General features: G+C 40.3%; 10 protein-coding genes. 6 read left to right on the top strand and 4 right to left on the bottom strand.

The window, feature by feature from the left end:
* Window positions 1-59: 59 nt before the first annotated feature.
* Window positions 60-1,106: an alkane 1-monooxygenase gene (locus tag OWEHO_RS02720; protein WP_014200927.1), complete on the bottom strand. Its 1,047-nt coding sequence runs from the start codon at window positions 1,104-1,106 to the stop codon at window positions 60-62.
* On the bottom strand, window positions 1,103-2,344 hold the full coding sequence (locus tag OWEHO_RS02715; RefSeq protein ID WP_014200926.1) for a glycosyltransferase: 1,242 nt from the start codon (window positions 2,342-2,344) through the stop codon (window positions 1,103-1,105). The genes OWEHO_RS02720 and OWEHO_RS02715 overlap by 4 nt, the downstream gene beginning before the upstream one ends.
* A gap of 41 nt (window positions 2,345-2,385) precedes the next feature.
* Here OWEHO_RS02715 and miaE point away from each other — a divergent pair, with 41 nt between their 5' ends.
* Window positions 2,386-2,973 (top strand): tRNA-(ms[2]io[6]A)-hydroxylase, encoded by a 588-nt coding sequence (gene miaE / locus OWEHO_RS02710; protein ID WP_014200925.1) that lies wholly within the window; start codon window positions 2,386-2,388, stop codon window positions 2,971-2,973.
* Here the strand turns inward: miaE and OWEHO_RS02705 are convergent.
* Window positions 2,970-3,641 carry a DUF4294 domain-containing protein gene (locus OWEHO_RS02705; protein ID WP_014200924.1) on the bottom strand — a complete coding sequence of 224 codons (672 nt, stop codon included), beginning with the start codon at window positions 3,639-3,641 and terminating at the stop codon, window positions 2,970-2,972. The two genes, miaE and OWEHO_RS02705, sit on opposite strands and share 4 nt — an antisense overlap.
* Window positions 3,641-5,122: an acetyl-CoA carboxylase biotin carboxylase subunit gene (gene accC, locus OWEHO_RS02700; RefSeq protein WP_014200923.1), complete on the bottom strand. Its 1,482-nt coding sequence runs from the start codon at window positions 5,120-5,122 to the stop codon at window positions 3,641-3,643. Before accC ends, OWEHO_RS02705 begins: the two co-directional genes overlap by 1 nt.
* Window positions 5,123-5,218: 96 nt before the next feature.
* On the opposite strand from accC, the gene OWEHO_RS02695 reads away from it, so the two are divergent.
* From OWEHO_RS02695 to OWEHO_RS17735, 5 genes are all read left to right on the top strand, one after another.
* Window positions 5,219-8,122 (top strand): M16 family metallopeptidase, encoded by a 2,904-nt coding sequence (locus OWEHO_RS02695; RefSeq protein WP_041627862.1) that lies wholly within the window; start codon window positions 5,219-5,221, stop codon window positions 8,120-8,122.
* A gap of 163 nt (window positions 8,123-8,285) precedes the next feature.
* A complete protein-coding gene (locus OWEHO_RS02690) occupies window positions 8,286-8,855 on the top strand; it encodes a hypothetical protein (protein ID WP_014200921.1) in 570 nt (189 codons plus the stop codon).
* 98 nt (window positions 8,856-8,953) lie between these two features.
* Window positions 8,954-10,717: an adenylate/guanylate cyclase domain-containing protein gene (locus tag OWEHO_RS17740; protein ID WP_169312756.1), complete on the top strand. Its 1,764-nt coding sequence runs from the start codon at window positions 8,954-8,956 to the stop codon at window positions 10,715-10,717.
* Window positions 10,718-10,769: 52 nt separating this feature from the next.
* Window positions 10,770-11,660, top strand: coding sequence for a hypothetical protein (locus OWEHO_RS02680; RefSeq protein WP_014200919.1), 891 nt, complete (start codon window positions 10,770-10,772; stop codon window positions 11,658-11,660).
* Complete coding sequence (locus OWEHO_RS17735) at window positions 11,653-13,419, top strand: adenylate/guanylate cyclase domain-containing protein (protein WP_014200918.1); 1,767 nt, start codon at window positions 11,653-11,655, stop codon at window positions 13,417-13,419. Before OWEHO_RS02680 ends, OWEHO_RS17735 begins: the two co-directional genes overlap by 8 nt.
* Window positions 13,420-13,578: the final 159 nt, after the last annotated feature.

Raw genomic sequence — 13,578 nt, 5'->3', positions numbered from 1 at the left:
TATACTGAGTGCTTAGAAGGCCAGGGAAATCCTGGCCTTTTTACTTTTACAGCAAATTGTCAAACACTTTGATACTTTCTTACCCTTTTGTTCATTACAGTAAACCACAAAGGTGGAAATGCCGAAAGAATCATCATTCCGGGGTAACCAGTGGGCATTTGTGGGCTTTCATCGTAGGATTCTAAAACTTGGTATTTCTTTACAGGATTAGCGTGGTGGTCGCTGTGGCGCGAAAGCTCAAAAAGCATCAGTCTACCTACCAAGTGATTGCTGTTCCAAGAATGGATAACCGTTGCATTTTCATAGCGATTGTCAGAAACCTTGTTTCGGGAAAGCCCGTAGTGCTCAATGTAATTCACGGTTTCGAGCAAAAGTATTCCTGTAAAGGCTGCTACACAAAAACCTAAAACTGCGGTAATCCCCAGGAAAGCCGTGATTCCAACTAAGAGCAAAATTTCGACAAGAGTAAATAGAATCATTTCATTCTTTAGGCTAAAAGCGCTTCCCTCCTTTCTTCGTACGCGTTTGTTTTCAATTTTCCAGGCGCTGATATAAGCGAAAATCATTGAGCGAATCCAGAAAACATAAAGCACTTCATTGTATCGCGCACTTGCAGGATCCTCAGGAGTAGCCACATTTTTGTGATGGCCATAATTATGCTCAATAAAAAAGTGCGGGTACAATGAAGTCATTAAAAGAACTTTGGCCATAAGCTTTTCATAGCCTTTCACCCTGTGCCCTAGCTCATGCGCCACATTAATTCCCAATACGCCACACATCAAGCCCAAGCTTATTGTTCGCCCCCAGAAAGTTGCGGTGTTTACCTCCACATTTTGGATAATAAAGAAATACCAAATCACAAACCAAACCTGAATAGGCACAATTAAATACAGTAAAAAGTCATAGAGAAAGTCAGCTTTTCGGAGTGCTTGCTCTGCCTCGTCAATATTGGCAGAGCTAGGTTTTATGAAGAGCTCTAAAACAGGAATTACACCAAAAGAATAGATAATGGGCAAAAATGTAGACCAGCCTTCGTTCCTAAAAGAATAGAATACCGCCAGTGGTAGCGAATACACCAATAGGTATTTTAAGGCCTTGATTTTCATAATCTAAAAATATGAAAAAGAGACTTCTCATCCATCTCCCTCAACTCCTCCAATAAACCTTTCCTTGATTGCTTCTTAAAACCAAACAAGCCTTCTAAAGCTTCTTCAAGTGGTAAGTTTGGATAAAAATTATCTCTACAAAAGTGTACGTACTTCAGCACTTTAAAACCATCCATCCAATGGTTGAAGTTTTTACGAAACTGAATACTGTCCTTGCTTCGTGCTTTTAAATCTTCAAACTGCTTTGATAGCCCGGCTTGATTTAGAAAAGCCACAAAGCTTTTGGGAAAATCTTTTAGGCTTAAGCCAAACAAAGCATCGGCTTCGTCAAAAAACAGAATGCCTAAGTCTTGGAAGGTTTTAGGATTGTAGAGCGTTTCAAAATCCTTAGTGCCGTCATTCATTTCCATCATTGCGCGACCGGTTCCAAAAGGCACTCTTTCAGAAACCCGGGCAGATGGAAAAACGGTGGTTGTTGTTAAATCATAAAACTTTCCTTGTGGGATAAGTTTATGTAAAAAGTAGAAATCTTCGCCCGCTTTACGGGTGTTCATTCCGCCTATTTTGGCATAAGCTGTAGCACGCGAAGCCATGCTGGAACCTATAGTGTGAAATGCATGAGGATAAGCTGCTGAACGCAAAGCATGAACATAGTATCTTAAAAAGATCTCATACTCAATAATTTGTTTATTCCTTTGACTGTCAAGTGAATTAACATCATGTTCAAAAGCTATGCTTAAGCCATTTATTTTGGCTTCCTCACATTTCAACAGCATTGTTAAATACTCTGGTGAAACCTCACAATCGCCATCCAGGCAAACAGTTAAGCCATCGTGGTTTACTTCCGAAAAACGATTTAGTGCAGCATCCATTCCAATTTTTCGGGCTAGCCCCACTCCTGCTTTTTTCTTAGGTAAATCAAATGCCTTTATGCACAAAACTCGCACACCATTAGTCAAGGTTGTGTCGTGGTAATTGGTGTATTGCTTTGCATGAAAATCACGAACGGATTGCCCCGATATTTCTGAATGATTGAGAACGAGAACAACTTCTACTTCACTGCTATCAGGGAGTTTGTTATTTCCCAAACTCTTTAAAATGCCATCTAATTGTTCTTCATAAGACGGAATAACGACAGACAATTTGAGATTGAGAGAAGGTACTTCCTCAGGGAAATATTTTTTCATTGCGCCAAAGCGCTCATTGTAGAAACTAGTAATCTTGTTTAGACTGGTCATTTAAAAAGCTATACGGTAAGTTTGCCCAAAATTAGCAAAGCATGCAAGTAAGCGATTTGAAACTTAAGGTAGATTCATCACAAGAATGGGTAAATTGTGTAATCTCAAACTTTGACGAATTTTTGAAAGACCATGCCGATTGTGAGCGCAAAGCTTCATCAATGGCGATGAGTTTTGTGGCCAAATATCCAGATAGAACGGAAATCATTCCAGAACTCATACACACTGGAATAGAGGAACTTGAGCACTTTCGCTTAGTGTATAAGATTATGGAAGAACGTGGACTCACTTTAAACCATTCTATTCCCGAAGATTTGTATGTAAAACAGCTTTTGAAGCATTGTCATTCAGACCGAGAAAAGCGCTTTAGAGACCGCCTTATAATTGCTTCTATTGTAGAAAATCGTGGCTTCGAACGCTTTAAACTGGTAAGTGAAAATATTCAGGACGAAGAGCTAGCTAAGTTTTACCACATGATATATGTGTCAGAAGCAAAGCACGGGCACATATTTGTAGAAATGGCACTTAACTACTTTGACCGTGATGAAGTGTTTCAGCGCTGGGAAGAGCTCGCTATCATTGAAGCTGAAATCTTAAATGGACTGGAATTAAAACCAGCCCTGCACTAAAGGCCAATATCCTCAGGGCGCAAAGTAGTGATAGGCACTCGCTCCTTGAGCAAGCCGTTGATAAATGAGCGCTGAAGTATGTTTTCAATTAATTTATCTTCCTCATTGCCGATAGGGTCATAAGGAATCTTCAAATCGATATCGTAAAAAGCTGCGGCCATATTCCACCAGAAAGCATTCCAGCCACTGCGGTACGTGTCTATTAATTCAAAAGTGGTAATGCCTGTTTCTCGAGAAATAAGCTTTGACAGGATTTGTCCCTCGGTGCGTGTGAGCTGCTTAAGCTCATCTTCAAATCGTCCTTCCAAATAGTCTTGAAAGTCCTTTATATATCGCTTCTTCTTCCGTTTACTGCTAATTCCGGCAAGTTGTAAATTCAGACTATCCAGCTTGTTCCCAGCAATTACAGCATAAGGATACACTTTGATAACCTTTCTGCGCAGAATGTAATATCTCCTGCGCGCCTCGTCAGAGTTGAAACTCGGCTTATCCACAAGAAGCACTTCATCCAAAATAAGGATTGGAATAGTATCTCCATCCACAATAATGGCATCCAGCGCTTCCTTGCTGTTCTTCGTAAAATACTGAACAATGGAATCGTTTTGCTGTGCAAGACCCACACTGAGAGTAGAGAGGGCTACAAAAATTCCAAAGACTATGTTTTTCATTAGGTTCTGTTCTTTTTCCAGGCAGAAGATGTTTGACCAGTATTGGTTACAACTGCTTTTTCAGAACGTTTATTTTCCAAAATATATGCCAAGGTCAAAGCTGCAATCTCTTTTTCATCATCATGCTCCTCCACCAACATACTGGGATCGAAATGCTTATCCACAAAACTTGTGTCAAAATTTCCAGAAATGAAGTGCTCGTTTTCCATCACAAATTTCCCAAAAGCTAGAGTGGACTGAATTCCCACAATGCGATAATCTTCGCAAGCACGAATCATTCTGTCGATAGCTTCCTTGCGGTCTTTGCCATGCGTGATAAGCTTAGAAATCATTGGATCGTAGTAAATCGGCACTTGCATGCCTTCTTCAAAACCATCGTCTACACGAATACCCGGGCCATGTGGGCGCTCGTATACTTCAAGCTTACCAATGTCAGGCATAAAGTTTTCCATCGGGTTTTCAGCATACACACGCACTTCCATGGCGTGGCCGTTTATTTTAAGGTCATCCTGAGCAAAGCTCAGCTTCTCTCCTCTTGCTACTTTAATCTGCTCTTTTACCAAATCCACTCCGGTAATCATTTCGGTAACCGGGTGCTCTACCTGAAGACGTGTGTTCATCTCCAAAAAGTAGTAGTTATGATTTTCATCAAAAATGAACTCAACCGTTCCCACACCCACATAGTCGCAGCTACGAGCTACATCTATCGCAGTCTGCCCCATCTGTGCTCTAAGCTCATCAGAAAGCACAGCAGAAGGCGCCTCTTCAATCACCTTTTGGTGCCTACGCTGAATACTGCACTCCCTTTCAAAAAGGTGTACACGGTTACCATGCTTATCGCAAAGCACCTGAATTTCTATGTGACGTGGAGAGGTTACAAACTTTTCGATAAACACAGCTCCATTTCCAAATGCAGAAACAGCTTCATTCACCGCCATTTCCATTTGACCTTCAAATTCTTCTTCATTATGAACCAAGCGCATTCCTTTACCACCACCACCGGCAGAAGCTTTGATAAGCACTGGGAAACCAATTTCTTTAGAAAGCCTTTTTGCTTCGTCAATATCAGTAATTGCGCCATCCGTTCCCGGTACAAGCGGAATATTGAATTTTTCCGCTGCAGCTTTCGCTGAAAGCTTATCGCCCATCACACGCATACTTTCTGAAGATGGCCCTATAAAAGTGATTCCCGCTTTTTCTACGGCATCAGCAAATTCAGCATTCTCCGAAAGGAAACCATAACCCGGATGAATACCATCAACATTGAGTTCTTTACAGATTTTTATAATCTTATCGCCAAGCAAATAACTCTCAGACGAAGCGGGAGGCCCCACGCAAACAGCCTCATCGGCATATTTCACATGTGGCGAAAGTCTGTCTGCCTCTGAATAAATGGCGACAGTTTTGATGCCCATTTCACGAGCTGATTTCATTATTCTCAGGGCAATCTCCCCTCTATTGGCGATAAGTATTTTCTGCATAATGTCAGTTTCTGCGGGCGAAGATAACTAATGGAATTTATGTTTTTGGTATCGGAAAATTCCGATATTTTTATAGCCTACTTAAAATCAAACGATATGCAATTAACGCACAAGTTCTTAGCTCTCATTTTTGCGGGTACTACGTGTTTACAAGCACAGTACAAAAACAATTTTACCACAGTAGAAAATGACCCCTACAAAGTTCTACACTACGAGTTAGACAACGGAATGAAAGTCTACCTCTCTATCAATCGAGATGAACCACGAGTTTTTACCAACATTGCCGTACGCACCGGAAGCAAAAATGACCCCTCAGATGCTACCGGACTAGCTCACTATCTGGAGCATATGCTTTTTAAAGGCACCTCAAAGATTGGTAGCCTTGATTGGGAAAAAGAGAAGCCACTCCTGGAAGAAATTAGTAAGCAATACGAGCTTCATCGCCAAACCACCGATGAGGAAGAACGTAAAGCTATTTATGCCAAAATTGACTCCTTGAGCAATGAAGCGGCAAAGTTTGTAGCCACCAATGAATACGACCAAATGGTGACTGAGCTTGGCGCTAAAAGTACAAATGCCTACACTTCGGCTGAACGTACTGTGTATGTAAATGATATCCCTTCCAATGAATTGGATAAGTGGATGACCATTGAAGCTGAACGTTTTCAGGAGCTTACGCTTCGCCTGTTTCATACAGAATTGGAAGCCGTATATGAAGAATTCAACCGTGCCCAGGATAATGATGGCCGTCAAGTATTTTATGAAATACTAAGAACCATGTACCCCAATCATACCTATGGAACTCAAACCACTTTAGGTACTGGTGATGACCTTAAGAGTCCTTCTATGGTGAAGATTCATGAATACTTCAACAAATATTATGTCCCAAATAATATGGCCATCATTTTAGTGGGAGATATCGACCCAGACAAATCTTTGGCCCTAATCAAAAAACACTTTGGCTCATTAAAGAAGGGCCCTACCCCTGCTCAGTTTCAGGATCCTGGTCAGCCGGAAATAACAGCTCCTATTAAAAAAGAGATAAAAGGTACCGAAGCAGAATATGTAAGCTTGGCCTACCGTGTGGGTGGTGTAAAAACTGATGATGCCATGATGGTAGATCTGGTATCGAGCATACTTAGTAATGGTGAAGCGGGCTTGATAGATAATAACTTAAATAATCAGCAAAAGGTACTTAGAGCCTATGCCTACTCGTATGGACTGAATGATTACTCGCTACTCATGATGGGTGCTACACCAAGAGAAGGCCAAAGTTTGGATGAAGCGCAGAACCTACTTTTAGAGCAAGTGACAAAGCTGAAAAATGGTGATTTTGATGAAAGTCTTATTTCATCCATCGTAAAAAATGAGAAAAAGTCTCAAATGCGCCAGGCGGAATCTAATGGTTGGAAAATGAGAACTCTTGTTGACGGTTTCATTTTTGACAGACCCTGGGAGTACTTTTCTAATTATTATGATGACATGGCCAAAATCACCAAAAGTGAGGTAGTAGCTTGGGCTAATAAAAATATTAAGGACAACTATGTATCTGTACACAAAACCAAAGGCGAACGCAGCCCATTGCGCTTGGAAAAGCCCGCCATTACAGCTGTTCAGGTAAACCGAGGCGAGCAATCAGAGTTTAGAAAAAAATTAGAAAAGAAACAATCAGAAAGACTGACTCCCCTATTTGCAGATTTTGAAAAAGACATTAAACGTTCGGACGCTTATGCCAATTTGGAGGTTTCATACATAAAGAACACCACCAACGAGCTTTTTGAGCTGAACTATATTTTTGACATGGGCTCTCGCAATGACAAGGAACTAGCCTTAGCCGTGCAGTACCTTCCTTATATCGGTACCGAAAAATATACCGTAGATGAGCTTAAACGAAAATTCTATGATCTGGGCCTAGACTATTCTGTGTACGTTGGTGATAACAGGCTTTACATTACCCTTAGCGGCCTAAATGAATCTTTGGAAGAAGGCGCTAAGTTGTTTGAAGAGTTTTTGGCTACAGCCAAAGGAGACGAGGAATCGTACAAGAAATATGTAGACGGTATTTTGAAAAAGCGCAAAGATGCCAAGTTGAGTAAATATCAAATTATGTATTCGGCTTTGTATGATTATGCGGTGTATGGCGAAGAATCACCCGCAACTGATATTCTTAGCGAAAGCGAATTACGTGCTTTAAAACCTTCTGCATTAACCGAAAAGGTAAAAACCCTGAAGGACTACAAACATGAAGTATTTTACTATGGACCAAGCTCTCAGGAAGATGTAGTGGACTTGGTTCGCAAAACACACCCTGTACGAATTGAGCTTAAAGATTATCCGGAGCGCAAGAAGTATGCTTATCGCGAAAGTGATAAAAACGTGGTGTACTTTGTAGACTATGATCAAGTGCAAATGGAGCTTTTGATGCTTTCAAGAAGTGAAAACTTTAATAAAACAAACCTTGCTCCTGCTAACCTTTTCAATCAATATTTTGGGTCTGGTTTATCATCTATTATTTTTCAGGAAATAAGAGAATCAAAAGCCTTGGCTTACTCCGCTTATAGCGTATACACTTCCCCTCGCAGAAGTGACGAGCCACACTTTGTGCGTGCTTACATCGGTACTCAAAGCGATAAATTAGGCGATGCTGTAACTGCAATGCAAGACCTGATGAACACTATGCCTCGCGAAGAAGCGCAGTTTGAGCAATCACGATTGGGTACACTAAAGCAAATTGAAACTAATCGTACTACCAAGTCTTCCATCTATTGGAGCTATAGAAGAACCAATGATTTAGGATTGGAAAAGAATTTTGAGCCTGAAATCTATTCTTACCTAAATAATATGGACATGGATGACATGCAGGCTTTTTTCGACTCTCACATTAAGGATAAGAAATATGCTTATTTGGTGATTGGTAAAAAAGACCTTGCGGATATGGAAGCTTTGTCAAAGCTCGGAGAGGTGAAGATTATGAGCCTTGAAGAAATTTTCGGGTATTAGTAATTATTGAAAGTATGTATCAAAAAGAAGCCTCCTCGTGAGGCTTCTTTTATTTGTAACCCCTCAAAAAAAGGCAGCAATCCATTCGTTGCGATTAATAGAGAGTTAAAAAAGCTATATTTAAAAACCAATTTAACTTTAACTAAATCCAGGCCAACAAACCATGAGAAATCTATATTCAAAACTTGTTGCAACTGCATTGCTTTTTGCACTGTCGTTCAGCGCTTCAGCGCAGTCATCAGAAGCTCAAACTTTTTATTTTAGTAAAGACTTAATCAAAATTGTTCTATCTGAACGCGGTTGCGAAGGCCTGCGTATGTATCCTGTGATTGATGAAGGTAGAAGTACAAACTCCGTAATCATTGTTGCGATTGATGAGCGAGGAAATGAACTATCTTCTAAATATCAAATCTTTACGGGTGTAAGAGAAAATAATCCAACCTATTCTTCCTTAAAGAAATCTGATGCTCAAAAGGCCTGTGAAGCTTATTTTTCAAAGAATAAACAGTTTGTTTCACAAGTAAGCAAAGCTCTTATAGAATCTATTGCTTCAGGCAATAGCCTAGGCATCGCAATACAGCTTGATGCTAATCAAAAAGGCAACTTTATGGTGAGCGGTTATGTAAACCCCGGAGGATTAAAAACAACTGGAGATGCCAAGCCAGGAGACCCCTGCCCTAATGCTTGCGGAGAACCACGCCAGTATTTGGTTTTCCCCAAATCAACTCACTAAACATAATTTATAAAGTTAATACTCAATAGATATTTGGAAATATGAATGTGCTCTTTAATTTCTGTATATCGTTGAGGCTGGCACTACCTTTATGGATTGTGTTTTTGACACTTTCTACTTTAAAGGTGCATTCACAAAGCACTCCTTCAGAGTACACTTGCTCCCTTGCCCAGGTTGAGAATGATATAAAAGCTGTAACAGAGCTCATAAATCAGTCGCAGCAGGGTTCAGCTTCCCCTAAACTTAGAAAGGCCTTACAATGCGCTCAAAAGCTTGGAGAAAAAAAGCTAGAAGCTCAGGCTTTGCTGAATTTGGGTATCATTGAATTTCGTCAGGTTGGCCCCAGGGATGTGCCCACCAAATTATTTCTAGAAAGCCTGGAACTTTTCACCAACCTTAATGATATAGAGGGAATTGTTCGGTGTAACCTGCAACTGGGTGTGCTCAATTTTGACATCCGAAACTTTGAGACGGCCATTAATTATTTTGAGAATATCCTAAATACTCAAACCGAAAATACTCGCATGCGGGGCCTTGCTCATTACCTATTGGCCCTTTCTTTTTCTGAACTCAAGGAATTTGAAAAGGCCGAAGAAATGTTTGATCTCGCAGTAAATGAGATTGAACAGACGGACAATGTATTTCATTTACAGATACAAGCCTTTAAGGGCAAAATGTATTCGAATAAAGGAGAAAATGAAAGAGCTGTTGAAATTTTGGAAGCTGTTCTAATTGAACATAAAGAAACCATTTCTGAAGAAGGCTTTGCTCCAATTTTTGCTTTTCTGTCTACAGCACATTTACAATTACAGCATTACAAAAAAGCGATTCAATTCGGTAAAAAGGCCTATAATCTCTCTCTTGGACGAGGGGCCAATACCGTTTATCTGCGTGAAGCCGAAGCTTCTTTGTATCAGGCATTTTATGCAATTGGAAAAATGGACAGTGCCTATTTTTATTTGGAGGCTTTGAAGTTATTGAATGACTCTATTTCCAGTCAGCAAGTAGTACAGCGTGTTACTGAAATGAGTGGCCAATATGAATTTCAGCAAAAGCTTAGAACCCAAAAAGCCCAGCAAGAACTAAAAGACAGACTTGCAGAAAAGGAAATAGAACGGCAAAAACTTATCCGAAATCTCCTTTTTTTAGGGTTTGTACTGGTAGGAATATTTGCCTTTATCTTCTTCAGGCAGCGAACTAAAATATCACTTGAGAGAGACAGATCAGACAACCTGTTACTCAACATTCTTCCTGAAGAAATTGCTCAGGAACTAAAGGAGAATGGAAAAGCTGAAGCCAGGAACTTTGACATGGTTTCAATCCTCTTTACAGATTTTAAAGGTTTTACAGAAGCCTCAGCCAAACTTACTGCGGGAGAGCTCGTTTCGGAAGTCAACACCTGCTTTGAGGCTTTTGATTCTATTGTAGAAAAATACAACATTGAAAAAATAAAAACCATTGGTGACGCCTATATGGCGGCTGGAGGCTTGCCTGTTCCAACCAAGCACTCAGTAAAGAATACAGTGCGAGCAGCACTAGCCATGCAGACTTTTGTAACAAAAAGAAAGGCTGAACATGCTGCCAAGGGAAAACCCGCTTTTGAAATGCGTGTGGGTATTCACACAGGCCCAGTAGTGGCGGGTATTGTGGGTGTTAAAAAGTTTCAATACGACATTTGGGGAGATACTGTAAATACGGCTAGCCGAATGGAAAACCATGGAGAAATCGGCAGAGTAAACATCAGTAAAGCTACCTATGAGCTCTTAAAAGATGATCCTCAATTCACCTTTGAAAGTCGTGGAAAGATTGAAGCAAAAGGCAAGGGTGAAATTGAAATGTGGTTTGTTTCCAATCGGTTTTAAGAAAGCTAAAAACTAAATACTTAAATTAGCGTATAAACCAAACCTTACTAAAATGAATATTCAAAACGGTGCAGAGTACATATTTACATGTGCTGATTTGTCAGACGTTGGCCTTACCATTTCAGGGTCAGAGTTAAATATGACAGGCATTAACTTAACTTATCAACCCACATATACTAATCAATGCTGGAAGCTATACGGTCCACCTGCTTGCACCAAGCTCCTATGCAAAATAGGCAACCAAACTGCCTATTTATATATTCAAGATATAGCTGCAGGCTCTCCACTTCAAATCACCACAGAAGAAGACCATGCCTCGCGATGGTGCATCCTAGATTTAATTGATGAAAACGGGTTTCCGTACCAAAAGATTCTACTGCTGGATTCAGAAAGAGTTGATACAGGGCTGTACCTTTTGGTCTCCATTAACCCCCTACTCTTACAAGTAAATGAGGAAGCTCCCACCGAAAAAAACTGGAGAATGCTATCCACCTCAACCACTGTACTAATAGATACACCTATTAAACTTATTAGCCAGCAAGACCTTAAAGCAGTGGTGCCTGGTGGAGGTACTAGTGCTACCCTTAAGTTAATCGTTGCTGAAAGTCCCAATATTCAGTTAAGCATTTCTTCACCCGATGGTTCATCTCCAGTAAATGGTGTATTGAGTGGAGCTACCCTGCAATTCGGTGGTTCAATGTATTTAGTAGGTACAGGTGCCGGTGAGAATGTTACTCTTTCCGAAGAACCGGGCGACAATAGGTGGCGTCTTGAGGATGATGGATTTGGTAACATCACAGCTCAATGTACTACAGCAAGTGGCGAAAATATTGGCTGGCTGCAAAACGATTTAGACCAACTAAAACTGAACGCTGAAAAAACAAACAAGTCTAAGCAAAAATGGAAGTTCGCCAAATCAGGTACGGGACTGGTTGATGATTAAAAACGTGCCACAGTTGCTATCTGTTATTCCTAAATATTTTGTTAGCTCAATTGTCTTTGGCTTACTTTTAGTCAACACATCTGCTCAATACGATTCGTATTGGTCTGATAGCGTGATAAACTCCTATAAGACTGAAGAAAATGCCAACTTTAAATCCCAAATTATTGTAGGGGATTCACTATTGCTATTGTTTGAAAAGCGAGACGAACCTTGCAACTGGATAGAGATCGGCATTCGCAAAAGCCATTATCAAAGTGCGGCCCGAGATGATAATGGTGCGCTAAGTACGGTAAACAATGTTTTCAATAAATATCAATCTGGTATTTGTAAAGAGGACCATTTGCTTCCAGAAATTTATCTGGCCTATGCGCGTACCTATATGAATATGGAGCTTAGCAATAAAGCTTTTGCATATATTCATAAAGGCTTCGAAAGCTGGAATGACAGATTTCCCAACAAAACAGTTTTAATGGAGCTTTACCTTAGTAAAGGCTTTTTGTTTGATAATCTAGATAGCACAGTGCATTACTTAAGTCTGGCTTATGAATTAGCAGTAAATGAAGATGATCTAAAACACCAACAAGGCGCTCTTAATGATCTGGGCTATGCCTACGCGGTGCGTGGTATATATACTGAGGCCGAAACCTATTTTAGGAAAGCACTAAAAGTAGCCCAAAAACGAGAAGCGTACATACAGGTGAGCAGTATTTTCAACAACCTTGCTGGTGTTTCAGAAAATAATCAACAAACCGCTTTTTATTTAGATTCAGCATTTTACTACGCTTCGCTAAAAGGTAATCTAAATGCTATGCAAATGGCAAAACAAAATAGCGCCCTCTTTCATTACAGCAACGATTCTTTCCAGCGAGGGTATGATGAACTTTGGCAATCTATGTTGATAAAAGACAGTCTATACAATAAGCAAAAAATAAGGGCATTTGCTGAAATGGAGCAAAAGTTTCAATCAGAGCTTAAAGAGCAACGAATACTTTATCTAGATACCCAAAATAAAAACAGAACCAGGCAGCGCAACGGTTTGATAGGTGGATTTTTTCTTGTGATGGTATTTGCGGTTTCAGTAGTATTTCAGCGCAATCGAATAGCCAAGGAGCGCAAACGGAGTGATTTATTGTTGCGAAACATCCTGCCCCAAGAAATAGCCGAGGAGCTAAAAGAAACTGGACGGGCCCGGGCTCAAGATTTTAAAAAGATTTCCGTCATGTTTACCGACTTTGTAGAGTTTACCCGGCAAAGTGCCAAACTAAGCGCAGCAGAGTTGGTGTACGAAATCAACCACTGCTTCGAGGCTTTTGACTACATTATTGAAAAGTACAACATAGAAAAAATTAAAACCATAGGTGATTCCTACATGGCCGCTGGAGGTATCCCCATCCCCACTAATGATTCGGTAAAAAATACGGTGCAGGCTGCACTCGAAATGCAGGCTTTCATTATCCAGCGTAAAACCGAAATGGATGCGGCTGGAAAACCCGCATTCGAAATGCGCGTAGGCATTCACACAGGGCCAGTGGTTGCGGGTATTGTAGGTATTAAGAAATTTCAATACGACATTTGGGGAGACACTGTAAATACGGCCAGCCGAATGGAAAACCATGGAGAAATCGGCAAAGTAAACATCAGTAAAGCCACCTATGAACTCTTAAAAGATGATCCTCAATTCACCTTTGAAGGTCGTGGTAAGATAGAAGTCAAAGGCAAGGGAGAAATAGAAATGTGGTTTGTTTCATTTAAAACCTAACTATTTACTCTACAATCAACACATCGAGTAGAAACAGAGGCTTTTGCTAAGAATCAGTAATACTAGCATCCCAGAGTATGAGTTATTATAATATTAGGCTGATAGAAAAATCCTAAAATGCCTCATTAATGCAATATCGATGGCGCGCAAACTATTAAG

It is taken from the genome of Owenweeksia hongkongensis DSM 17368, assembly GCF_000236705.1.
Taxonomy (GTDB): Bacteria; Bacteroidota; Bacteroidia; order Flavobacteriales; family Schleiferiaceae; genus Owenweeksia; species Owenweeksia hongkongensis.
This window is presented reverse-complemented; position numbering and strand designations above follow the sequence as displayed.

What these genes read in the sequence shown, in the direction of transcription:
- OWEHO_RS02720 (WP_014200927.1), bottom strand. Translation starts at nt 1,106, where the DNA reads ATGAAAATCAAGGCCTTAAAATACCTATTGGTGTATTCGCTACCACTG.
- OWEHO_RS02715 (WP_014200926.1), bottom strand. Translation starts at nt 2,344, where the DNA reads ATGACCAGTCTAAACAAGATTACTAGTTTCTACAATGAGCGCTTTGGC.
- miaE (WP_014200925.1), top strand. Translation starts at nt 2,386, where the DNA reads ATGCAAGTAAGCGATTTGAAACTTAAGGTAGATTCATCACAAGAATGG.
- OWEHO_RS02705 (WP_014200924.1), bottom strand. Translation starts at nt 3,641, where the DNA reads ATGAAAAACATAGTCTTTGGAATTTTTGTAGCCCTCTCTACTCTCAGT.
- accC (WP_014200923.1), bottom strand. Translation starts at nt 5,122, where the DNA reads ATGCAGAAAATACTTATCGCCAATAGAGGGGAGATTGCCCTGAGAATA.
- OWEHO_RS02695 (WP_041627862.1), top strand. Translation starts at nt 5,219, where the DNA reads ATGCAATTAACGCACAAGTTCTTAGCTCTCATTTTTGCGGGTACTACG.
- OWEHO_RS02690 (WP_014200921.1), top strand. Translation starts at nt 8,286, where the DNA reads ATGAGAAATCTATATTCAAAACTTGTTGCAACTGCATTGCTTTTTGCA.
- OWEHO_RS02680 (WP_014200919.1), top strand. Translation starts at nt 10,770, where the DNA reads ATGAATATTCAAAACGGTGCAGAGTACATATTTACATGTGCTGATTTG.
- OWEHO_RS17735 (WP_014200918.1), top strand. Translation starts at nt 11,653, where the DNA reads ATGATTAAAAACGTGCCACAGTTGCTATCTGTTATTCCTAAATATTTT.